Origin of the sequence: Lentilactobacillus sp. TOM.63, from assembly GCF_030361045.1 — a bacterium.
Lineage (GTDB): Bacteria > Bacillota > Bacilli > Lactobacillales > Lactobacillaceae > Lentilactobacillus > Lentilactobacillus dabitei.
In genome coordinates this window covers 1-22,629 of record NZ_JAUCAP010000016.1, presented here as the reverse complement: position 1 = coordinate 22,629, position 22,629 = coordinate 1, and the positions used below count along the sequence as shown (strand labels likewise).

Here is a 22,629-nt window from a genome sequence, read left to right as displayed (position 1 = left end):
TGAAACGGGTTTTAAGAGTTTGACACTTAATATCCCCCACTAAAGCCCAAAATCAGCATTTCCGCCATTACGTTGAGAAAACGTGCCTCAAGAGGCTGACGCTTAACATATAAGAAGGCCCCCACTAAAGCCCAAAATCAGGCTTTAGTGGGGGCCTTCTTATATAATCGCGTCAAAGCGCCTCTTTCGGCACTCTAACCCTTTAAAGCAAACTGAATCGCTGCGGCCAAGATTCCACCTGCTAACGGTCCGAACATTGGTACCCATGCATAGCCCCAATAGGCGTTTCCTTTGTTAGGAACCGGCAAAATTGTGTAGGCCAAACGTGGACCCCAGTCACGGGCTGGGTTGATGGCGAACCCGGTGGTCGTACCTAATCCAGTACCAATAACGAAGATCAAGAAGCCAACGATAAATGGCTTGAGTCCTTGCGTAAAGTTACCTAAGTTTAACAAGATGAAGATAAATGCAAATGTGGCAAATAATTCTGAGATGAAATTAAATAATGGCGATTTGATTGCTGGTCTCGTTGCAAAAATTCCAACTTGGTTTCCTGAAGCTTCATCAGGAGTTGCCTTGAAATGAGGAGCAAATTGAATGATAACCAGTGCTGCCCCAACGAAAGCACCTAAGAATTGACCTGCCAGATATGGCAAAACCTGACTCCATGGGAAGAAGCCGAAGCAGGCAAATCCAATTGTTACGGCGGGATTCAAATGTCCCATTGATCCGAGTGATCCAGCCACATAAACACCCATGGCAACGGCCATCCCCCATGACAAGCAGACAAACGTCCAATTAGCCCCCTTAGCATAGGCCTTGTTCAAATTAAACCCAGCACCGGTACCGGCACCAAGCATAATCAAAATCATGGTGCCAAAAAATTCACCAATAAAACCATCCATAATATATCCACCTACCCTTTAATTGATAAGCCATAATCGACGCATTAAGAATAGCATAGGTTCAAGTGAAAATATTCACCTAATTGATTTTGAGTCTGACATTAAATTGGTGATCGGGTACAAAATATTGTCATTGCGCAAAATGTTATCAATTGAATTCTAAATAAATATTGAATTAAACTGAGTTCCTTTGGTTAATTTTCCAGAATCCCACCAAAAATAAAGTCACAATCTTGAACTGACTTCAAAATTGTGACAGTTAATGATTGTAACAAAACAGTCACGCTTCCAATTATTCTGAAAGGGTTATCAAACATTTAACTGAATGAGCTTAACTTCATGCTTGCTGACCTTATATTCTGAATAATCGCCTGCGTTAAAATTCACAGACCACCAATCAACATCAGGATACCAATGATGATGCAATGTCCGTAACACGCCCAAATGGGCAACAAGCAGAACTGTGCTATCCGCTGGCAAAGTCTCCAGGTAGTGATCAATAGTTTTAATCACTCGTTTTTCAAAATCATGAAAAGGTTCTGCTCCTTCTGGAGTCACATCAAAGGGAGCCTTTAACCACTTTTCCCAGACGTCCGGATAAGCGGCTTCAACCTCGTTGGCATTCTTGCCCTCCCAATTTCCAAAGGGCATTTCGTCAAATTCCGGTTCAACAATCACCCGAGTAGTCGGATGATTCTTTTCGACCGCATTCAAAGTTTGCTCAGTTCGTTTCAAATTACTTCGAATTGCAATCGTAATTGGCACATTTTTTAGTTTATCAGCTAATTGATCAGCTTGCTTTAAACCGATATCATCCAATTCAACATCGGCTTTACCATAATATTTTTTCTCGCGGTTATAAGCTGTTTCACCATGGCGACTCAACAATAACTTCATCTAGATCACCTTTACTAACGCTGCCAGTACCAGTAGGAAAACAATTTGGCCCAGTTCACCATACGCACCAATTGTGTCACCCGTAAAACCACCAAGCTTACGATTAATGTAGTGACGATAAATCCAGGCACAGACAATCACCATAACGTAAGCAATTAGACCACTAATGCCCAAAATCAAACCAATCACAATAATTGCAAATAATTGAGCAACGGCAATTCGCCACGGGGAAACCCCTGTCCATAACGCGCCGAGGCCCTTCGTCTTACCAGCATAAACCATCTTATAAAATAGCAAAACCATACCAGTTTTTGCCACCATCGTCGTCACTGCAGTTAACCCAACCATTTGCCACAACTTCAGATACGGTGAGGCCACCACACCAGCCCCCATCACAATTGCATAGAAATAAGTCAATGCCAGGCTGCCCATAGTACCAATGCGACTGTCCTTCATAATTTCTTTAATGCGGTCAACGGTGCGAGAAGAGTACAGGCCATCCGCTGTATCGGCCAGCGAGTCCAAATGAAATCCCCCGGTAATCAGGCCGTCAGAAATCCAGTACAGGATCCAAGCAAACCAAATCGGGAAAATTAACGTCATCAGCCAAAAAAATAAGGCTTCAATACAGCCGATCAAAAAGCCAAATAGCGTAAAATATTGAATACTCTTCTTAAACCTGCTGGTAGCGTCCTTTATTTCATACGGAACTGGAATTCGAGTAAAAAACTGGGTCAGTAAAATCAACGACTTTATCATTAACGATCATCCTTAACTACTTCAATTTATGAATCCAAAACTGCTAATCTCGCAATTAATGCCAACTTGGGGAAAGCTTGTTCAAACTGTTGCTGCTGAATTGGCTTAATCGCGATCAGTACGACCGTTGCAGGTCCAGCAGACTGATTTTTATTAGGAACGCTCAAATCTGCAATCGCTTCAATTTTAGCGTGATGGGTTTCGGCCATTTGAACCAGTTCATAGCGAACTCCGCGAGAGCCTACTGGTAACATATCCACAACAGCATCATTTGCCCTGATCTTTCGAACCAAATCGTATGAAAAAATTGTGGCTAAATGCTTTTTAACTTCCTCACCAACGTATGGGGTTCCAAGCTGATAAACGAGGGCTGCTCCAGAAAAGTGAATTGAAGCGACATTGATCTGATGAGCCTTGGCAACAACCGTAACCCCAATTGAGGTTGTCTGAGTCCGCATGTTGTCTTCCGTACTCCCATTCAGCGGGAGACCAGATAACCCTGCCTTTTTGAGCTCTTGGCGAATGCCCCAAATGACCCGCTCGCCAGTTGGCTGCAATTCATTGCCAATTGTATCGACAATCGTGATGGGATCCGCACCAAAACACATCAATTCCATCAGTGGTACTCGCACTGAATAAGCCGCTGTAATTGCTGGATCAATTAACACTTCGTCAAATTTTTTCTCCCCGATCCCAGCGCTACAATCACAGGCAATCACTAATGTGTTGTGCGCATCAAGTCTAACCAGGGAAAGATCTCGAAATTGTCCACCATCGCCATTCATTTGGTGTCTCTCCTTTCACGAAAAGTTGGTGCTAACCGCATGTAACGGTGCGCCTAACAATACCAAAGTCAAGTTAGCTATGGAGCCGCAAAAATGGGGCTTCCTTCACCCGTTTTGGCAGGGCAGCATAAATCACTTCACACACAATCAAATTGAGGATTGTCGCAATTGTCAGTGGCACAAAGTACACATAGACTGCTTGTTTTAACAAGGGATACATGAACACTAATTCAATTGGGACGTTAATTGCATAACCAACGATATCAGCAATCACCACCCCTTTAATGGCTTCTTTGCCAAGCTTTTGACGCAGCCAGCCAAAGACAAACATACAGATTCCCATTGCAACAGCGATGATCAAGTGAATCGGCAAGGTGAGTGGAAATCCCGCCAATGCAGCCGACACTAAGTGACCAAATATGCCAAGAAAGCCACCAAATACAGGTCCCAGCAAAATAGCCCCCAAAAATGCCGGTGCTGAATCAAATGCCACCGATCCCATAATCTTAACGTTGGCGCCAATAACACATAATGCCAACAACATCGCCGCCAAGACCATCCGTTTTAAACGATTTGAACGATTCATAAAATCCACTTCCTATCATTACTAAATAATTTCTAGTCCAAGAGAATCATAACATTAATTGTGAACCGTTCAACATGACTCACCGGATCAGTCAAGATTGTTGTACGCATTGAACAAAAGTGAGGTAATGGGAAGCGACAAACGGCTGATCCCGGCCATTTAAGCCAAAAAAATAATGCATTCCAAAACCAAAATGCATTACTTTTTCACTTAAATTCTGGGATCAAAACGCCTTTGGTCCCAATCTCTTGATCAAAATATACTATTTATTCTGATTTTTGATAATAATAGTTAATTTGTGCTTTTTTGCTGTTCGAGCTGAGATAAGAGTACATTTTCAAGGCCGTCTTACCGTTGTGCTGAACCTTCTTGAAATAAAGTGGACTGTTGACGTTGATGAGCGTCAACTTCCAATAACCGTGCTTGTTGACTTTGTTAGCGACTTTAAATAAGTAATTGCTATCCTTGGTATTCGCGTATTTATCAACGTTATCGTAGAAAGTAATTGCCTGATAGTTTTGGTTCGTGGCCTTGGCGGCTCCCTGCTTGAACGTGTACTTTGTCAGTCGATATTTTACCGCGCTCTTGCCAGTTGTGCCATCTGAATATTTGCCGTACCAAGTTCCTTGAAGTGCCTGGGGAACTGGATTAGCCGTCGTCTTTGCATGAGCAGACTGAGCAGCAGGAACAATTGCTGCCAAGCCGGCCGTTACTCCGAGAATGGTAAGTGTCTTAGAAATTTGCATTAATCTATCCTTTCTTTTACAACCAAACGATTGGAAGTAGTCTAACAGAAATGAGCGATTCATGCAAAATTGATTCTATTGACGGTGCTGATCATTTTGTAAAAAGTCCGCTTTTTGCAAGGCCTCATCCTTTTCCTTTAAGGCTTCATCTTTTTCATTGAGGTTAAAGACTTGCCAGCAAATGAGGGCCACACTCCAGGTGATGATAAACAGGCCAACGAGCATAATGCCAAGGATATTGAAGTTCAATGCCTGTGCCCATTTGATAATAAAGAAATGGGAATGGATATCCGATCCAAAGGCCTGTAAAACATCGACGATGCCGACGAAGAACGCTGCGGTGACTGACAGGCCAGTGAGCGCTAAATTATAATACACCTTCCGATATGGTGAAGAGAACACCCAGCTGTAGGCAGTGCTCATGAATAAGCCATCACTGGAATCCATTAGGCACATCCCCGCCGTAAACAACAATGGGAATGAGAAGACAGCAAACCACGGAATGCCTTTACTGGTTGCAACCGCTGAAGTTGCCAAAACGGCGATTTGAGTGGCTGTGTCAAATCCCAACCCAAACAGGAAACCAACGCAGATAACCTGCCAATTGTGATTGATCAAATTAATACTCTTTTTGAAAAATCTAAAAATCTTCGTGTCAGTCGATTGATTTGCCTGCTCAACGTTGCCATTATTGATGGCTTTAAACGACTTCCAAATTCCGACTAAAATCACGAGGTTAATGGTTCCAAGCAGAATTAACATAAACCCGGCAAATAACGTGCCGAAGATGCCGCCAACGTTTTGTAGTGCGGGCAGCTTTGTCTTTGACCACTCGACAAAGAAAATCGTGATGAGGGCCATGATGATGACCACCAGCGAATGACCAAGTGAAAAGTAAAAACCGACCCCATGGGTATTTTTACCATCATTGACCAGCTTTCGAGTCATGTTGTCAATTGCAGAAATGTGATCAACATCAAAGGCGTGCTGAAGGCCAAACGTAAATGATAAAAACGCCATCCCCAATAACGCAGGGTATCTATTCAGATAAGAAAATACCAGTACCCAACCAACAACAAAAATTGCTAAAACATATCCACCAAACTTTGCAATATCCGGCTTAAGTGCGTAATGCACCATTGAACCATTTGTTGAACTTTCCAAAGCAATTCCTCCCTGATGACTGCGGTATTCAATCAGGATAAACAATCTGTCGATTATGGTCAGAAGCTGTTTTGATCGTTCATGGTGATTGTGTATACTTTTACAAGCGCACAAAGTATAGCACCAAAGAAAGCGCATTTATTAGCAAATTTTCGTTAAGTTGGCTGAAGGAAACGGAAAAATGTGACTATTTTAAGAGTGCGAAACCAAGCGGTTAATAATCGGAGTAGTTAACTACATATCCACCTCTCAACACTTGGCCAACTACTAGAGTTAATAATGACTCTTGGAGTTTGCTTCAAGTTACTTCGATCAGTCACAATGCCATCGTTCAAAGTGAGGACCACCTTTAATTGCCGTTGTTCATCCAGAAACTTTTGAATCTGCGGGGTCCCACTACCGTATGGGTATGTGAAGATCGGTGAACGATAGCCAATTTTTTCTTTCAGCACATCTTGGCTGGTGGCGTAATCGTGCTTGAAGCGGGTATAGTTGCGGGGAAGATTGAACACTGGGGTTCCATTATCCACTAAATAGTGCATTCGATTGGTATGAACACCAAATGTGACCAAGTTACCAGCACGCTTTTTCATCCGTAAAATTGCCGGCCAGGTTGCGAGCTTTGTGCCTTGCTTATACCACCCAGTATTTCCAGTAATAATTGAATCGGTGAACGGATAATGATGCTCCAATAATACCGGCAAGGCGTTGCCAATCATCGTTCGGTCAATATCATCGAAGGTAATCGTCACCATCTTTCCCCGAATTGGCTCATGCCGATCAATCTTTCTGATCAGCTCAGGCATGGAGATTACTTTAATGTGATGGTCTTGGAGATAATTCATCTGCTGCCTGAATTCTGGTAAATTAACATTAAAGTCATGAAACTGGCTATTTGGTGACACATCTTCATCAAATTTAACGATTCGGGTATTATCCAAGACTCGATGATAGCAAAAGACCATCACCCCATTCTTAATCTGCTGGTCGTGAGCTGAAATGGCATAACTAGGGCGATTACCCAGCTCATATTCGATGTTTCGATGGGTGCTGTATGCCAATAAACTCAAAAACAGCACAATAAATCCGGTTAGGGCCCACTTTCGTTGTGTTTTAGTCATGGTTTCTCGCCCTCCGTTCCAATCGTCGAATTCGCCACCAACCAAATGCAATCATTAAAATTGCGACAGCTAAAACCAACAATGCAAACGACGCGTATGCTCTAAAAGAAAGATTTAACACTAGGTAATCAGAAACCAGAGCATCCGAATAAGCGTTCAAAAGAAAACAAACATTAATATAGATGACATAGCCCGTAATAAGCCACAAGATGACTAAAATCAGTGCCCGCCTAACATTTGTTAAAAAGGATGACCGTTTGCGAATGATCAAACCTGAAGTTCGTTTGTTTGATTTCATTTTAAAGCCCCCTATCTGGGCTGCGCCAACTTCCAACGTGGCGTGGATCCAAGAAAAAAGAGCCAAGAGCGGTTAAACAGCTGACCAAGTTGATAAACCAATAAAAGATGACGTAGAGCGGTAATAATAACAAGTCATGCCAATTAATGAAATCAGATTTTCTTGAATCTGCATAGCCAATCAGAAATTGAACCAAGCTAATAAATAATAACAGAAATAAGATCACACCATCCATAATGAGATCACCGGTAAATAGGACTGTGATCAAATAAAATAACGTAACAAATGAACAGCTGATGGCCCATAGGTCGCTTAAAATCATATCCATGAGCAGCCATTGCTCACTCAAGCGCCCGGTCACAAACATCCCCCGGTTACGAAATAAGACTTCAAAGCCGCCCCGTGCCCAGCGTCTTCGCTGGTGGACCAGATCTTTAATGTGCTCGGGAACCAGAATCCAAGCTACCGATTGCGGACAATAAACAACCTGCCACTTATGATGATATAGACGCCAAGTCACATCAATATCTTCAGTAATCGCATCGGCATTCCACCAACCGGCATCTGCCAAAGCCGCTTTTCGATAAGCTACAACGACTCCAGAAACGGTCGTAATGTGGCCGGTCACAAATGCCTGACCGCGTTTGATAATATCGATAACCCCAACGTATTCTAACAACTCCAAGCGGCCTAATATGCTGGTTCGATTGCGAACAATCGGCTTGCCAGCAACGGCGCCAACGTGGGGATCGTTGTAAAATTGGGCGAGCATTGGCTTCAAAGCATCCTTGTCAACGTAACAATCTGCATCCAGACACAGGAGAAACTCGCCCTCAGCTAACTTGGCACCATTATTTAAGGCGTTGGCTTTCCCTTGATTTCTTTCAATATTAATGATCTTAACCGGAAATCGTTTCGTGTATTCCTCTGCCAGTTCGTGCATCACAGCGAGGGTGTCGTCGTCACTGCCATCGTTGATTAAAATGAGTTCTAATTTGGAATACGTGATATTGGCGACAGATTCGACAACTTTTTTCAGAGTGTCAGCCTCGTTATGTGCCGGGATCAACACCGAAACCAAATCATCAGGTTGGCCAGCATGAAAATTTATGAGTGGCACTCGTCGCTGCTGAATCGAAAAGAATACTGAGCCAATAATCCAAACGGTCGAAACAATCACTGGATATAAAATCACAAATGAACTAAGTGTGTTCATGATCTTCCCCCTTTTCTATCCCCTTCATTCAAGCCGGCTTCCGGGCCAGAACCAGAAATTCTTTGATAAATTGGTAACCGGCCTGATAAACTTTTTTATCTGAAATTGTGGCGACCGAATCTCCTCAAATTGAGGCACTGCTGCCAACAATCCCATTGAGTGATTTAAGCTTGGTGGCGTGGTCGGAATGCCAGAGCGTCGGCTTCCAGTATTGCTTCATATCCTTAGTCATATAGGCGACATTTTTAGGCGCCAGGTTGGCTTTAGTAATGTTGAAATACAAATAATAATCGTTGTAATTCAAAACTTTGAAATGGTGACTGATCAATTTCGGCATCGAGGCCCAGGCTTTTTTCCGTCGGGCTCCCAGGCTGCCTGACTGATCCGCCGTCCAATTCCAATAGGTGACTTGAATATGCTTATTGAGATCACCCAACTCACTGTTCAGGAACCCATCATTCCAAGCTTCGGGGATAAACCCAAGTTTTTCAACGTTGGTGCTGGTTGCATTTAAATATTTAACGTAGGCCGGATTTTTGGTGAGCTTATCAGTAAATTCATCCCCACCCAAATGGAACCGGGCGTTGTTTTGATTATCAAATTCCGTCCCAACCTCATTATCAATATTCTCAACAAAATCAATACTGGCCTGATTCAAATGCAGCTCATCACCATAGCTCCTTGAATACCAGCTGAGTTGCCGGGCGAGTTTCGCCCTGCCATTAGCCTTCATCGTGTCAACCAACCCGTTGACGTGGGCTGGAGTATCAATTTCTGGAATCAACGTTACACCACGCTTCTGAGCAATATTAACTAAATAGCGAATCTGGGCCTTGCTGTAAAAGGCCTGCTTTGTCTGGTTATTGCGCCAAACGCCATCTTTTTTTGTCGCGTGATCCAAGGTCTGGCCAACCGTTTGATTTTCGATAGCAAAATCTCGATCGTCAGTCAGATGAAGTTGAACAAAATTGCCATGGTTCGCAGCCACCAAATTGATAAATTTGACTAACGTTGAAAGGTGATAGTGCCGCCGGGAAACGTCCAGAGTTAACCCGTTAAATTTGCCATTATTGTTTTGAGCCTTATCCTGACTCGACTTTCCTGCGGAACTACACCCCATCAATAACACGAGTAAAGGAACTAAAATTAACCACCGTTTAAATCGCATCTAAAAGCCCCCTATGTATCTGTCACATGATTGAAATATTTCTGTAATACGTTGAAGCAAACCTATCGTAACAAAAAACAATCTCAATGGAATCAACCAGCACTCAATTATAAGGATTATTAGAATGTCTTAAGAAACTCTGATCGATTATGACAAAAGTGTTAAAGAACCACTTCAAATAATGATATACAATTCCTTAATGTTGGGGGTTCTACTAACAATAAGCTATCTCAATTAAGTAAGTTGTTGATGCAGATGACAACGATCAATTATCCAAAAACTAGCCGGCCATTTCTGCGTATTTAACAATTAGAGGCTCAGCCAATGTTAACCACTTATTCAGAGTCTTATTGCCTTAGCTGACGGGATTGGCAACGGCAAAAGGACAAAATCTCAACTTTTGTGGATGATTAACCGTGCTTGGGCCGAAAAACTGCTAAAATGATTAATGGATATCATTAACCAAAGGAGAAAGAATCGAATGCCGACGTTAAATCAAATGAACCCCAATGTGCAACCCCCGTCCACTGCTGAAATGAAAGTTGCCGAAATCCTGACAACTCTTCGTTCGGAACGAATCAAACGAGGCATCTCCCAAACAGACCTTGCCGACCAGATTGGCATGAAGCAACCCCAGTTGGCAAGAATCGAACGTTTAGTCGCCACCCCCTCCTTAACGACCATTGAGCGATATGCCCATGGCCTTGGATTTGAAATTGGCTTATCACTGGTCAAGGGATTAAACAATTAATAAAGCAAATCACCTGCAATTACTATACGCAGGTGATTTATGGCACAACTAACTTAATCATCATACAAAAAATGTTCTGAAACTTTTCCATCGGCTTCAGAACATTTTTTTGATACCATTTATAAAATCATTTAGGACAATTATTCGTCCGCAACCCCATCGTAGGCAAAAAATAGCAGTCATCCATGTAGATCATCACAACCTGCCCAATTTTTAAAGAGAATTGTCAAGTTACTTTATCGCCGATTTTAACAACTCGGTAATTTGCGCCCGCAATTTTCCATCCCGATCAGGGGCATAAGCATACCGCTCATCAAACCAATGATCGGGGCTATATAACCACACCGGCTTTTTTAATCGTTCAGGCGGTTCACTCTGATATCGAGGAAATACGTGGGCGTGTAAGAAGTTATCGGTATTTCCTAAAATATCATAGTTAATTCGGATAGCTCCGGTTGCTTGTAGAACCGCATCACCTAGGAGACTCATGTCTGTCAAAAATAACGTCCGCTCAGAAATCGTCAGATCGTTCAATGAGGCCACTTCCCGCTTAGGCAATAAAACAGAATAACCAGGCAAAAATTGGGTGTCGCCAAATGCTGCGAATCCACCCGGCATTTCGCTCATTATCATGGGATTGGTTCCATTGATTGCTGAACCAATACGGTCATCTTGCCAATTAACCATTCTCAATCTCCTCTCAGCACTTTTTTAAAAGTTAATTATAGATCTGAAAAATATAAACACAACCTCATTGCCAGATAAGATATCTTGATACTCGAATAAACAATCATTTCGTTTATAAGGAACAAATTGTCCTTAAATTAGAATAAAATGAGAATTTCCCGTCATAAATGTTGACATATCAGCCTGATTAGTCAAAAGGTCAAAAATTATTTGAATTATTTTCATCTAATTTATGCTTTGATAAGATAACATCAATTCGAAAAAGCGAGATAAAAAATATGACCAACTCAAACTTACAACTTCACCCAATTGCCGGCATTATTATCATTATTAATACTGTGGGCTAATTTGAGTGCCCGCAAGTTGTGGGCAGAGTTGGTGCATTCGCCAAGGACTATCAATTCAGTTCTTGGCATTTTTTTATCCCCAGGGAGGTGATTAACTGTTTGAGATCCAAATTTGATTTTTGTTACAAATATATAGAAATGGAAGTGACAGTTTTATGGAAGATACGCCAGAAACAACCGTAAATTCAGTAGAACCCGCGTCAGACACGTTACAAAGAGATCCCGTGAAGACAGTCATTTTGGCGTCAATGATTGGGACCGCCATTGAATTCTTTGATTTTTATGCATATGGAACTGCAGCCGCTATATATTTTCCCCACGTCTTTTTCCCTAAATTAACCCCAGCGATTGCCCTTATCTTAAGTCTTTTAACCTTCGGGGTTGCCTTCGTCGCCCGACCACTCGGATCATTAGTTTTTGGTCACTTTGGCGATAAGTTAGGCCGCAAGAAAACGTTGGTCGTTTCATTACTAACCATGGGAACCGCCACAGTGGTTATTGGCGTTCTTCCCGGCTACGCAACCTTAGGCATTTTCGCAGTCGTCTTATTATGTTTAGCTCGCTTCATTCAAGGAATTGGCCTTGGTGGTGAGTGGTCCGGAGCAGTCCTCGTCGCTACCGAAAATGCACCAGCAAATCGACGGGCCCTATATGGCGCCTTCCCTGAACTTGGTGCCCCAATTGGCTTCTTCTTAAGCAATGGGCTTTACTTCATTCTTGAATCCACACTGACCCCAGCCCAAATGCAGGCCTTTGGTTGGCGGATCCCATTCTTGGCCTCAGCGGTCCTTGTGGTTGTTGGGTTGTTGGTTCGGGAAAAGATGCAGGAAACCCCACTGTTCCGTTTGGCAATGAACCAATCAAAAGTTCAAAAGTCACCATTAGCAGAGGTCTTCAAGAAAAACTGGGCTCAAATCCTCAAAGGTACCTTTATCATGGGGGTTGCTTACACATTCTTCTACCTGTTAACAACTTGGTCCCTCAGTTACGTAACAACAGCCATGAGCTTCAATAACCGTGAATGGCTCTTATTATTGATGATGGGCGTCGTCCTTTTCGGGGTCATGATTATGGTCGCCTCACTCTTCGCAGACCGAATTGGCCGCAAACGGATTCTGGTAACTGGGACCCTCATGATCATTGCGTTTGCATTGGTATTCCCATTCTTCTTCCAGGGACAGCACAACCTTGCCGGCGGCCTGTTCTTCATCTTCGTTGGCTTCTTCATCTACGGTATCATCTACGGACCAGTTGGCGCTTTATTGCCAGAATTGTTCCCAACCAGCACCCGGTACTCCGGTTCTGGAATTGCCTACAACTTAGCCGCCATCATCGGTGCCGCATTTGCGCCAACCATCGCGTCTTTCTTGGTTGATAAGTGGGGCATTCACTCCGTTGGCTACTATTTAGCTTTAATGGCTGTGATCTCATTGATCGCTTTATTAACAACCAAAGAAACCAAGTCAATTGATTATACGAAGTAATGGATATTGTGAAAAAGCCTAAGGCGATGTTCCCAAAATAGCCCTGCTTAGTTCAGCTTTTCATTTTCTTGTAATTTCACGAACTTTCTCACTATAATGAATTTAGAAGAAAGTCTGGTGAAACATGATCGATCACAACGAATTAATGCAACAACTGCGGGCTGCCTTTGAAGACTACAATCAGGTAACCAGGAAGCAGCATCAAATCAGCTACCGAGTCGACAATCGAAATGGAGCCGTAACTGTCTATGCTGATCATACCGACCAACATTGGGAAATTCCCGGTGACCTGTTCACTTTGATGGCTCACATCAAAAAGAGCGCCCAAATCAATGAATGTACGATTGGCACCCTCGCCGACCTCGAAAAAATTTAGTTGGAATTAAAGGCTAAAGGAGTTAGTTAGCCAATCATTGGATTTTGTAAATGACCGTTACTAAAGAAGATCCTCATCGCTAGACGTTAATGTCTAAGGATGGGGATCCCTTTTTCAAACATGGTTACTTAACTACTAAAACAACTCACTATGAGTTCCAATTTCAAGTAAATATACAAGGTTAGCATCTGCGTTTGTGGCATAAATCAATAAATGATCACCATTGTGGCCATCGAAATGTAGATCTAAACACGCAATTTTTGTATATGTATGTCCAAAGGCCGACTTTAACCTTTGAACCATCTTTTTTGGAAGCGTTATCGGATGAACGTAAAAATATTTTGGAATGGGTATATCTCTTTCGAGACACGTAATAATGAAATCAAAGGGCGTGAATTTCTGTTCCGTCCGTGTAATTTCCAATGGCAAATTATCATAAAATATCTTCTGCCAACGAGGGCCTTTCAAAACGCGCTTGTAGTGGCATTTGAACTTTGAGGAATATTTTATAATATTAGTCATCATTCAACCGTTCCTTTAGTTCATTCAGATCATGAGCCTCGGGCATATGCTTTTTTCCGGTAGCATCATCAATCATTTCATTAACAGCACCTAAAACTTCTGAATTGGGAATACCAAAGTACTTCGGCAGCCCATCATTGGCAACGCTCGTAATTGCAATTCGCGTATAATCTGATAATGACAGTCCAGATTTTGCTAACTTTTCAATTGCGCGCTTTTTTACATCCGGATTAATTCGAACAGACACCGTTGCAGGTTTTAAATCAGTCTTTGCCATCTTATCACCTCTTGTATGACAAGTGTAACACAATTCAACTTTAGAATACAAAACTTTCATTAATTGTCAACGATTATCTTTCGACCTTAGCATTTTGCATGGCCCATTTTATATTTAAGTAGTTAACTGAACATCTGCATAAAGTCAGTCAGCTGCCGCTTGGCGGGTTGCCCGTCGATTATACAAGTTGCCCCAAGTTTCCATCGCGGTAATAACCGGGCGCAGGGTTTGGCCAAAGCCAGTCAGTGAATATTCAGTCTTAACTGGAATGACCGGATAAACTTTCTTTTGGATGACGCCATCTGCTTGAAGTTCGTGCAGCTGCAGGGCCAACATTCGCCGTGAACAATCTGGCATTTGCTTTTGCAGATCATTGAAGCGTTCAGTGCCAGCCATCAAATGATAAATAATGACGCTCTTCCATTTTCCAGCAATAATTTGCAAGGTGCTTTCAACCGGACATCCATTTTGACAATCATAAACGCGGCGTTTCATTCATATCAGTTCTTTCCTAATTTAGCTAAATCCATCATAAGCCATTCAAATCGGTGTTTCAACGATTTCCCGAGGTGAAAAAATTGTAACTTAGTTAATTAAAATTCACGTCTTGTATTGAAATTTCAGCGCTTTACACTGGAAATGTAGTTAGGACAGCTGCGCAAAGCAACAATCTGCGCGTAAGCACCTCGAACAAAAATTCCCAAAACCAAAATTTCTATTCGAGGAGACTTACACTCCGATCTCTAACCGCTTGGATCTGCTCACTAATAAAAAAGGAGAAAATTTAAATGATAACAATGAAAGCAATCGGCTTTACGAAACATTTACCAATTAACGATCCAAATAGTCTTGAAGAATTTACAGAAGAGGTCCCCAACCCAGCAGGTCACGATCTTCTGGTTAAAGTAATCGCCACCTCGGTTAACCCCGTAGATGTGGGTGTCCGCGGGCATGGTCGGGGAACTCTAAAGCAACCCAAAGTGATTGGCTGGGACGCTTACGGAATTGTTGAACAGATCGGTGACGAAGTATCACTCTTTAAGCCAGGCGACAAAGTCTTTTACGCGGGTTCCTTTATCCGTTCCGGATCAGATAGTGCGTACCAGTTAGTTGACGAGCGGATTGTCGGTCACGCACCGACCAAATTAACCGCCGCTGAAATTGGTGCCATGCCGCTTACCAGCTTAACCGCCTGGGAAGCATTGTTTGAACGATTAGGGATTGACAAGGCACGCGAGCAAAACGCTCGGCAAACCATCCTCATCATTAACGGTTCCGGGGGCGTCGGCTCAATTGCAACCCAACTCGCTCACTTGGCCGGTCTCAAAGTAATTGCCAGTGCCTCTCGCCCTGAGACAATCAAGTGGGTCCTTCAAAACGGCGCTGATTATACCGTTAACCATCACGAAAACTTGGTTACCGAAGTTCGCAAACTTGGTTTCCATTATGTTGACTATATTCTCAATTTAAATGACCTCGATGGGCATTGGAATGAGATTATCGAGCTTATCAAGCCAGAGGGTGCGGTTTGCGCAATCACCGAAAATAAGCGCGGGATTGATTTGCAAAAATTGACCAAGAAAGCTGCTTCCTTTAATTGGGAATGGATGTACACCAAATCGTATTATCACACTGACGACATGATCACCCAGCATCAAATTTTGGATGAAGTTGCCAGCCTTTTGGACAATGGTGACATTCACTCAACCGTTACGAAAGTATTGCGACCAATTAACGTTGCCAACCTTAAACGAGCCCATGCGTTGGTCGAAACCAATCACGAAATCGGCAAAGTGGCCATTTCAAATGAATGAATCGAGTTTGACAATTTTATATTCTAGCCGTATGTTAGTTCCATGGATATCGAACAAAGTAAAAAAGACAATCAATTGGCAGAAATCTTCAAAACCTTGAGTGAACCAAATCGAATTCGGATTTTACGGATCCTGGATCATTCTGATCGGGAACTGACCTGTTCGGAAGTTAGCGAACAGCTCAATATCAGTAAATCAACCGTTTCGTATCACTTTAAGGCACTGCGACATGCTGGGCTAACCAACACGCGCCAAGCTGCACAAACCAAATACTTGTCAATTAACGAGAAGACTTTTAAGGAATACCTGCCCTCGTTTCTGAAATCCTTGTAGTCTTTTCTTTTTTACTTTGTATTTCGATAACAATCGAACAAGGAGATCTTAGTATGCTGAATTTGTTTTACGCATCAGGAACCAGTGCCATGGCACCTCATATTTTACTAGAAGATAGCGGCTTAGACTTTTCAGTGGAAAAAGTGAATTTGGACAAAAAGACTTGGCAACAGGGCGATTACAACCAGATAAACGAAAAATCCTATGTGCCAACTCTCCAGACTCATACGAGTACATACCTAACGGAGTGCGCGGTTATCTTAGAATACATTGATCATCAGGTTGATCACCATTATTCGTTTACCCAGGACTCAAGCAACTACTGGCAACTCAGAATTTGGATGAACTATATCGCCACTGAACTTCATAAGAACTTTATTTCACCGTTTCGTAAAGGCAATTGGCTGCCCAATACGGCTGATTCTAAACAGCTGATCTGGCAGCGGATTGCTCCCCGGCTGCAATTTGTGGAAAACCATTTTGCAGGTCCCTGGCTGATGGGAAACAAATTTACGATTGCAGATCCTTACTTATTTGTGATGACCAACTGGATGCAACAACTTGATTATCCGTTAGAAAAGTTTCATAATTTAATACACTTTGACACGAGGATGCGCCAAATCCCCAGTGTCAAAGCGGTGCTTCAAATTGAAGGTGCCCCTCATTCATTAACTGAAAAATCAAACTACTAGAAGTTCAGAAAGGAACTGACCGATGATTAAATACAAATACGATACCCAACTCTTAATTGAAGGCTGCCCACTTAGCGAAGATGATTTAAACGACGAAATTCTTGCCAGGTTTGACGGCGACTCATTGCTGGACGTTGGCGATGAAGCCCTGATGAAAATTCACTTCCACACCAATTATCCCTGGAAGATTTTAGAATACTGCGCCTCCCTCGGCGAAATCTTTGACATTGTCGTTGAGGATATGGATCGGCAAGCACGGGGACTGAAGGGCTAAGTTGTTACTTGGCTCATTTCGCTGTAGCCATCCAGTTCCGAGCATCACAGATCCAAGAGGCCACCGCAATTAAGAAGGAAGTAATTCCAAATATCAACCAACTACTAAACAGACCACTTTTTCCAAGATTAGCAATTGTCAGGAACACACCACTACCTAGCGGTGCCCCTGCCAGAGCAACCATATTCACAAATCCCATTGAGCGACCCAGTTGATCGTCTGGAATCAACTTAATGAACGCCGCCGAAACGCGGGGATTTACTTTCCCCATTAGATACCCACTTAGTCCACTCACAATTGTAATGAGTACCAGCGAATTACTAAATATATAACTTGCCGCCAAGCCAACGAGTGATAAGCAAACATACCCGTTTAACCGTAAAAAGTTTGTTCTCGCCAACCCGTCTTGCTGAATGAGCGCGCCCAACACCGTTCCAGCTGAGAGACAAATATTTACCGCTGCAACACTATTACCATAGTTTCCCAGCCACAATGCGCGGTTGTGGAGGATTGCCAAATTAATTAGCCCATCTAGTGCACAAGCAACCGTATTAACTAAAAAAGCAAATATGATCACAATGACGAGTGGCCGCTTTGACCACAACAATTTTCCAGTCATTATTAAGCTGGCCTTCATGGGTGGCTTTTTGGGGGTCGTTTCAGCCACCTGATTGACTGCCAGCAATGGATCAATGCCAATAAAGATGGCTCGATTCAGCCAAATTACCCCCGCTGCCGCCAGAAAAGTAACAGCATTAATAATCCCAAACAAACTATAGCGATAGTTTAACCAAACAATCCCCACCGCACCAATTCCTTGAAAGATCATCTGTAACGTGGTTTGCGTTGCGACCTCAAGTCCCATGGCAGCATTCAACTCGTTATTGGGAACGAGGTGTCTAAAATATGGCAGCTCAAGCCCATTAGAAAACTGCCCCAGACAATCACTAATGACATTGATCGCTAACAAAATCAGGAAAGTCCAAATCGTTATCGATCCCAACATTAGCACCGCTAACCCTATAAACAAGCCAAATTGACCGAGGCGGGCGGCTACCATCGCCAAATATTTATGATGCGTGCCATCTGCATAATAGCCAATCACCACGTTCAGAATTTGGGGCAAATAAGTAACAAATGAGGCCAGACTGACTGCTAAAGTCTTAAATGGCAAGCTACCTGCATAGATGATGAAAACAATATTAAACAGACTGTTCCCAATGCCATTAAAAACTGCCGCATTAATTAGTGCCCGAAACCCCTTACTCCGAATATACGAGTTCATCATCAACCACTTCTCTCTAGTTATTGTTTTCACTGTATCTAAGAACTAGACTAGAAATGATAAAATTCCACTATATGATAATTAAATTGGAGTGATTCGATGAATGAACCAGGCAAACTCTTTCGAAAATTGCGGCAGGACCGGCATTTAACGCTTCAACAGGTGGCAGATGAGCATAACAGCATTTCATTTATTAGTAAGTTTGAAAATGGTGATTCACAAATTAGTTTTACCCGCTTAATTCACTTACTGGGAAAAATTAATTTTTCCGCCGAAGAATTCCTGTACTTACTGGGAAAAGATTCAACCTTGGCAACAAAATCTTCTTTTTTAATTGGTAACCCGATGTTTCTCTCGGCCAACTTCATGACCCCGTTAGTAATCTTGATGCGAGATCTGGATTCATCAAAACAGCAATATGAAAATAATCCTGCCAAAACAATGACGTACTTCAATCAAAAAATTCTGGAACTGGAAAATTCTGGTACAGCCGACTGGCATCACCTGCTAGCAATTTTGTACCAAGTTCAAGCAGAATTATTAAAGAACGACATCGACACTAATCAACCCCAGACGACGGATAAAAGATTTAGCAAGGTTCGAATTATGATGCGACCCATTATTTCTTATTTATATAACATTGAAAATTGGAGTTCATTTGAACTACTGCTATTTGGCATCAGCCACTACGCAATGCCACTGACAACCGTTCACCAGCTTGAAAAAATCGCCATTAAACGCACATCAATCAATGCCACTTTTCCAATCATGCCACTCATCCAAGGCGGTTTACTATTTGGCTTATTTAGCACCTATATCAATTTTCGCAAGCTTGACTGGGCCCGCCAAACCCTCCATCACCTTCAAGAATTGGTTGCTCAAAGAGAAGACAGCAACTATGCAATTTTGCTGAGATTCTATCAGGGTTGGTTCGACTACATTAACTCTGACGGTAAACAAGGGGCTGACAAGATGCAAGACGCAATTGATATCTTACATATTCTCCACGAACCAAAGATGGCTGGGATGCTGATTCAGTTTGTCAAACTTATCAAACAAAACCAGAAGACGCCGGGTAAATCGATGCTGTTTATCATGTAACAAATAACAAACAATGAGCGAACGGCAGCCCCAAACATCTAGCTGCCATTCGCTCATTTACTTTTTAATTTTCTGTTTGATTTCATTGTCGTTTCGTAGTCTTTGGCCATTTTTGAGGCAACAAGATGGCCATTAACCCCAGCAACGTCAATCCACAAATGATCGCGGTCAGCCCGTCGTTATGGTAACTCACCCGAATGGTGTGCTCACCTACTGATAAGTGGTTAATAGTTAACACGTGATTTTGATTGACTTTTACTGGGTAACGCTTACCATCCAAAGTCACGGTGTAATGCCGATCATAGATCACAAATGGTAATGCCAAGCTCTTAATTGGCGTCCCAATATCGACAGTCATCTTTTTACCCTTCGAGTGACTTTTAGATAACACCGGAATATTGACAGCGGGATTATTATCCTGGATAGCGCGTTGCATTGCCAACGTTTTGAACATGTCATCACTCATCTTCGGCAGATAATCAGTAACCGGCAGATACGTCATCATGTGGCGATACTGTCGCAGATTAGTCACTCGATACCAAAAGATTCCCTGAACCAGCGGCATTTGATTACTGTCAGGATAAAGATCGGCTTTAATTTCCGGAGATTTCCGTTCAAAGTTTACCCGCCCAGCCTGTGAATTCAAAGAAAGGCCCAGGACAACCAACGTCAAAATGCTGAGAATCCCTAATTGATATGTGCGTTTGGGAACTCGTTTTAGTAAAGCTGAGCCAATCGAACTAAACAAATAAGTAAAGCCCAGCTGAGGTAAAATTAAGAAGCGCCATGGAAATTGCAACAGATTCAATGACGTGTTTTGAAATAAGTGCCATGGAATCAGGCTGCTGCTTAAAATCACAAAACCGATCCCAACCCAAAATATTTCTTTACTAAAACGCGATAAATGACGGTACCTGATAGCTGCCAGCACAAAGCCCAGCAAAGCCACAATCGTAAAGCCATAAGTAATATTGTTGCTTAAAGCCGCTGTGGTATATTGCAATAAATTAATGCCATTTAGCGGAAAAGCAAATGGCTTAGTCATTTTAATACTGGTACCAAAATGTAAAGCTGGCACCCAAAAGCTACTGCTCAGCAACACCGTAATTCCAACGGCTTTGCCCAAATTTAACAATTTTTGACGATTAACTTTTTTGATATCGACTATTAGAAAAATCACCAGGGCTAACACCGTAATTAAGGTATTTAAAACGTGGGATAAGCAAATGATGGTCATCGCAGTTGCCAGCATCCGAAATTTCCCGGCAGTTACCCAATGATAATAGCCGGCAAACGCCAGCGGTAAAATCAAATAGGTGAAGCTGATGCCAATGTCGGCACTTAAAAAGTTATAGGTAATATTTAAACCAGACAGCTCGTAAGCAATGGCAAATATGTATGCACCGACTGAATCCGCTTTTCTAACGGAGTGATAAGCCGCATAACTAACCCAGAGGCCTAAAAAGGTCATTAGGATAATCCCCAGGTAATAGCCAGTGATGGCATCTTTCACCACCAGTCGTATAATTGCAAATAAATAAAGTGGCAACTTCGGATAAAGACTCATCACAGCCGATCCTAATTGATTGAAGTTAAAAGTCGCCAGATATGGATTCCAGTTGCCGTTGATCAAACTATGATACATTTCGTCAATTCGTTGAAGGTGAAATTGTAGATCTTGGCCGCCAAATAACCAGTGATAACGAAATAGCATAATCACGTTAATGACACTAAAGGCTAAAAACGCAATCGCTGTCAGCCAATACTTCTTAATAAATAAAACCACTCGTGAACCAAATGACCCGTTACTTGTTGCCTTTGCCTCATCGACCATAAACCCTTTGCCTCACAATCATCAGTAGTAAAAAACATCTAGATATCATTGTAGCATAAAGGGTTCCAACAATTTTAATCTATCCATTTACTTTCATCAGGTCCAACTGGAATCACCCGGTCAATTGACTCAACCGGATCATCACTAACCTTGAAGAAATGTTCTTTAATTGCTTGAAAGTCCGTATTCTGCTTGAACGCAGGAATTTGGTAACAAGTCTTGGCATACCGCCACAAGTTGGGAAAATCCGTTAACTGCTTCTGGTTCAATTTACTCTGGAAGTAAAAGACAGTGTCAAACCGAATGAGACTCACAACGAGCCAAAAGTCGGGAACAGTAAGGTTATCGCCCATCAGAAATTGGCGTTCAACCAAACGGTCATCCAGCCACTGCAAGCGATCAAAATACTGGTTGGTTAATTTTTCATATTCAGATTGAGATTTAACCGCAGCAATTTGGCCGGGAATTGACGTAATGTCGGTAATGATCTGGCTGGTCAACGCGAGAATTGGCGTTCGTTCTGACGCTGGCAGGACATCGGCTACGCCTTCCTTAAAATAGGGCTGCCAAGAAGAAGCCAATTCATTCATGATCTCTTGGGAAGAATTGTTGACCACTTTGCCGGTCTTAACGTCAACCAAAGCTGGCACGGTCGGCCGCCCAGTGAAACCTGGATCGGTCTTTTCAAAATTTTCCCGCAAACTGGCCGTTTGTAAGACCGGATCTTTTTGACCACCTTTACCAAAGAACCAATTATCGTTGACCCCAGCGTGACGCAACGAATAAATGGCTCCTTTAGAAATCACCTGATTCAAACCAGTGTAATCAATCATCGTGGCAATCGGCGTCGCCCACGGACAGAATCTGCCCCAAATTAATCGATAACGATTGGCTTCAATCGGCAGTTCCCCAGTTGAAAACTTCTTTGAAAATGGTGAATCAGTTGTCTTTTTGGGTTGCCAGCTGCAAGCATCATTTGGTTTAAATTGATCACTCATATCAATCACTCCTCTAATGACCTGAATTATTCATAGTTCATTAAAAGCCCGTCAGTTTTCGTGTTTTTTCGAAAACTGACGGGTATGTTTTTATCTTTTGTTGAAATATGATGTTTATCAGTCCTAACTAGTAAGATTTTTTCAACTAACTCAGAATTGCTTTGAACTTTTGGATACACTTGTCCCTTGGTTGTACAGATTTTTTTAAT

27 protein-coding genes are annotated in these 22,629 nt (G+C 42.4%); 8 read left to right on the top strand and 19 right to left on the bottom strand.

Features of this window, described 5'->3' with window-relative positions; genetic code table 11:
* Positions 1-194: 194 nt before the first annotated feature.
* The 11 genes from QUF07_RS04805 to QUF07_RS04755 all read right to left on the bottom strand — a co-directional run bounded on the left by QUF07_RS04805 (position 195) and on the right by QUF07_RS04755 (position 9,645).
* Entirely contained in the window at positions 195-905 is a 711-nt protein-coding gene (locus QUF07_RS04805) for an MIP/aquaporin family protein (RefSeq protein WP_217161752.1), read from the bottom strand.
* Positions 906-1,214: 309 nt separating this feature from the next.
* Positions 1,215-1,802, bottom strand: a complete 588-nt coding sequence (locus tag QUF07_RS04800; RefSeq protein WP_217161750.1) for a histidine phosphatase family protein — start codon at positions 1,800-1,802, stop codon at positions 1,215-1,217.
* Positions 1,803-2,561, bottom strand: a complete 759-nt coding sequence (cobS, locus tag QUF07_RS04795) for an adenosylcobinamide-GDP ribazoletransferase (protein WP_289426903.1) — start codon at positions 2,559-2,561, stop codon at positions 1,803-1,805.
* A gap of 26 nt (positions 2,562-2,587) precedes the next feature.
* Positions 2,588-3,346, bottom strand: coding sequence for an AIR synthase related protein (locus QUF07_RS04790; RefSeq protein ID WP_217161745.1), 759 nt, complete (start codon positions 3,344-3,346; stop codon positions 2,588-2,590).
* Positions 3,347-3,419: 73 nt separating this feature from the next.
* Complete coding sequence (locus QUF07_RS04785) at positions 3,420-3,932, bottom strand: ECF transporter S component (protein WP_217161744.1); 513 nt, start codon at positions 3,930-3,932, stop codon at positions 3,420-3,422.
* A 266-nt stretch (positions 3,933-4,198) separates the two neighbouring features.
* The gene (locus tag QUF07_RS04780; RefSeq protein ID WP_217161742.1) at positions 4,199-4,678 is read right to left on the bottom strand and encodes a hypothetical protein; all 480 of its coding nucleotides are present in this window, start codon (positions 4,676-4,678) and stop codon (positions 4,199-4,201) included.
* A gap of 75 nt (positions 4,679-4,753) precedes the next feature.
* Complete coding sequence (locus tag QUF07_RS04775) at positions 4,754-5,818, bottom strand: HoxN/HupN/NixA family nickel/cobalt transporter (RefSeq protein WP_217161835.1); 1,065 nt, start codon at positions 5,816-5,818, stop codon at positions 4,754-4,756.
* A 254-nt stretch (positions 5,819-6,072) separates the two neighbouring features.
* Positions 6,073-6,963, bottom strand: a complete 891-nt coding sequence (locus QUF07_RS04770) for a polysaccharide deacetylase family protein (protein ID WP_217161740.1) — start codon at positions 6,961-6,963, stop codon at positions 6,073-6,075.
* Entirely contained in the window at positions 6,956-7,261 is a 306-nt protein-coding gene (locus QUF07_RS04765; RefSeq protein WP_217161738.1) for a hypothetical protein, read from the bottom strand. Before QUF07_RS04765 ends, QUF07_RS04770 begins: the two co-directional genes overlap by 8 nt.
* Before the next feature lies 1 nt (position 7,262).
* On the bottom strand, positions 7,263-8,477 hold the full coding sequence (locus QUF07_RS04760; protein WP_217161736.1) for a glycosyltransferase family 2 protein: 1,215 nt from the start codon (positions 8,475-8,477) through the stop codon (positions 7,263-7,265).
* A 124-nt stretch (positions 8,478-8,601) separates the two neighbouring features.
* Positions 8,602-9,645, bottom strand: a complete 1,044-nt coding sequence (locus tag QUF07_RS04755) for a family 20 glycosylhydrolase (protein WP_289426902.1) — start codon at positions 9,643-9,645, stop codon at positions 8,602-8,604.
* A gap of 499 nt (positions 9,646-10,144) precedes the next feature.
* On the opposite strand from QUF07_RS04755, the gene QUF07_RS04750 reads away from it, so the two are divergent.
* The gene (locus tag QUF07_RS04750; protein WP_430673518.1) at positions 10,145-10,396 is read left to right on the top strand and encodes a helix-turn-helix domain-containing protein; all 252 of its coding nucleotides are present in this window, start codon (positions 10,145-10,147) and stop codon (positions 10,394-10,396) included.
* 231 nt (positions 10,397-10,627) lie between these two features.
* On the opposite strand, the gene QUF07_RS04745 is transcribed toward QUF07_RS04750, so the two are convergent.
* Positions 10,628-11,083 (bottom strand): HIT family protein, encoded by a 456-nt coding sequence (locus QUF07_RS04745; protein WP_217341413.1) that lies wholly within the window; start codon positions 11,081-11,083, stop codon positions 10,628-10,630.
* 293 nt (positions 11,084-11,376) lie between these two features.
* Positions 11,377-11,499, bottom strand: a complete 123-nt coding sequence (locus QUF07_RS04740) for a hypothetical protein (RefSeq protein WP_289426901.1) — start codon at positions 11,497-11,499, stop codon at positions 11,377-11,379.
* An 86-nt stretch (positions 11,500-11,585) separates the two neighbouring features.
* Between QUF07_RS04740 and QUF07_RS04735 the strand changes: the two genes are divergently transcribed.
* Positions 11,586-12,914 carry an MFS transporter gene (locus QUF07_RS04735; RefSeq protein ID WP_289426900.1) on the top strand — a complete coding sequence of 443 codons (1,329 nt, stop codon included), beginning with the start codon at positions 11,586-11,588 and terminating at the stop codon, positions 12,912-12,914.
* Positions 12,915-13,038: 124 nt separating this feature from the next.
* On the top strand, positions 13,039-13,290 hold the full coding sequence (locus tag QUF07_RS04730; RefSeq protein WP_289426899.1) for an Mce/MlaD family protein: 252 nt from the start codon (positions 13,039-13,041) through the stop codon (positions 13,288-13,290).
* Positions 13,291-13,804: 514 nt separating this feature from the next.
* On the opposite strand, the gene QUF07_RS04725 is transcribed toward QUF07_RS04730, so the two are convergent.
* Together QUF07_RS04725 and QUF07_RS04720 are read right to left on the bottom strand one after the other, a co-directional pair.
* Entirely contained in the window at positions 13,805-14,089 is a 285-nt protein-coding gene (locus tag QUF07_RS04725) for a type II toxin-antitoxin system RelB/DinJ family antitoxin (RefSeq protein WP_217161724.1), read from the bottom strand.
* 144 nt (positions 14,090-14,233) lie between these two features.
* Positions 14,234-14,584 (bottom strand): winged helix-turn-helix transcriptional regulator, encoded by a 351-nt coding sequence (locus QUF07_RS04720; RefSeq protein ID WP_289426898.1) that lies wholly within the window; start codon positions 14,582-14,584, stop codon positions 14,234-14,236.
* Between the two features lie 302 nt (positions 14,585-14,886).
* Between QUF07_RS04720 and QUF07_RS04715 the strand changes: the two genes are divergently transcribed.
* The 4 genes from QUF07_RS04715 to QUF07_RS04700 are packed head-to-tail and all read left to right on the top strand — an operon-like array spanning position 14,887 to position 17,202.
* The gene (locus QUF07_RS04715) at positions 14,887-15,903 is read left to right on the top strand and encodes a zinc-binding alcohol dehydrogenase family protein (protein WP_217161833.1); all 1,017 of its coding nucleotides are present in this window, start codon (positions 14,887-14,889) and stop codon (positions 15,901-15,903) included.
* Between the two features lie 42 nt (positions 15,904-15,945).
* A complete protein-coding gene (locus QUF07_RS04710; RefSeq protein WP_217161722.1) occupies positions 15,946-16,236 on the top strand; it encodes an ArsR/SmtB family transcription factor in 291 nt (96 codons plus the stop codon).
* Positions 16,237-16,289: 53 nt separating this feature from the next.
* A complete protein-coding gene (locus QUF07_RS04705; protein WP_289426897.1) occupies positions 16,290-16,928 on the top strand; it encodes a glutathione S-transferase family protein in 639 nt (212 codons plus the stop codon).
* Positions 16,929-16,950: 22 nt separating this feature from the next.
* Positions 16,951-17,202: a fatty acid kinase subunit FakA-related protein gene (locus QUF07_RS04700; protein ID WP_289426896.1), complete on the top strand. Its 252-nt coding sequence runs from the start codon at positions 16,951-16,953 to the stop codon at positions 17,200-17,202.
* Between the two features lie 13 nt (positions 17,203-17,215).
* Here QUF07_RS04700 and QUF07_RS04695 read toward each other — a convergent pair whose 3' ends face one another.
* Positions 17,216-18,490 carry an MFS transporter gene (locus QUF07_RS04695; protein WP_249778399.1) on the bottom strand — a complete coding sequence of 425 codons (1,275 nt, stop codon included), beginning with the start codon at positions 18,488-18,490 and terminating at the stop codon, positions 17,216-17,218.
* Positions 18,491-18,586: 96 nt separating this feature from the next.
* Between QUF07_RS04695 and QUF07_RS04690 the strand changes: the two genes are divergently transcribed.
* Positions 18,587-19,588 (top strand): helix-turn-helix domain-containing protein, encoded by a 1,002-nt coding sequence (locus QUF07_RS04690; protein ID WP_289426895.1) that lies wholly within the window; start codon positions 18,587-18,589, stop codon positions 19,586-19,588.
* Positions 19,589-19,670: 82 nt separating this feature from the next.
* Here the strand turns inward: QUF07_RS04690 and QUF07_RS04685 are convergent, their stop codons facing one another.
* From QUF07_RS04685 to QUF07_RS04675, 3 genes are all read right to left on the bottom strand, one after another.
* Positions 19,671-21,422 carry a 6-pyruvoyl-tetrahydropterin synthase-related protein gene (locus tag QUF07_RS04685; RefSeq protein ID WP_289426894.1) on the bottom strand — a complete coding sequence of 584 codons (1,752 nt, stop codon included), beginning with the start codon at positions 21,420-21,422 and terminating at the stop codon, positions 19,671-19,673.
* Between the two features lie 74 nt (positions 21,423-21,496).
* The gene (locus QUF07_RS04680; protein ID WP_217161716.1) at positions 21,497-22,420 is read right to left on the bottom strand and encodes a glutathione S-transferase C-terminal domain-containing protein; all 924 of its coding nucleotides are present in this window, start codon (positions 22,418-22,420) and stop codon (positions 21,497-21,499) included.
* A 26-nt stretch (positions 22,421-22,446) separates the two neighbouring features.
* The coding region (locus tag QUF07_RS04675) for a hypothetical protein (RefSeq protein ID WP_289426893.1) at positions 22,447-22,629 on the bottom strand (183 nt) is incomplete at its 5' end.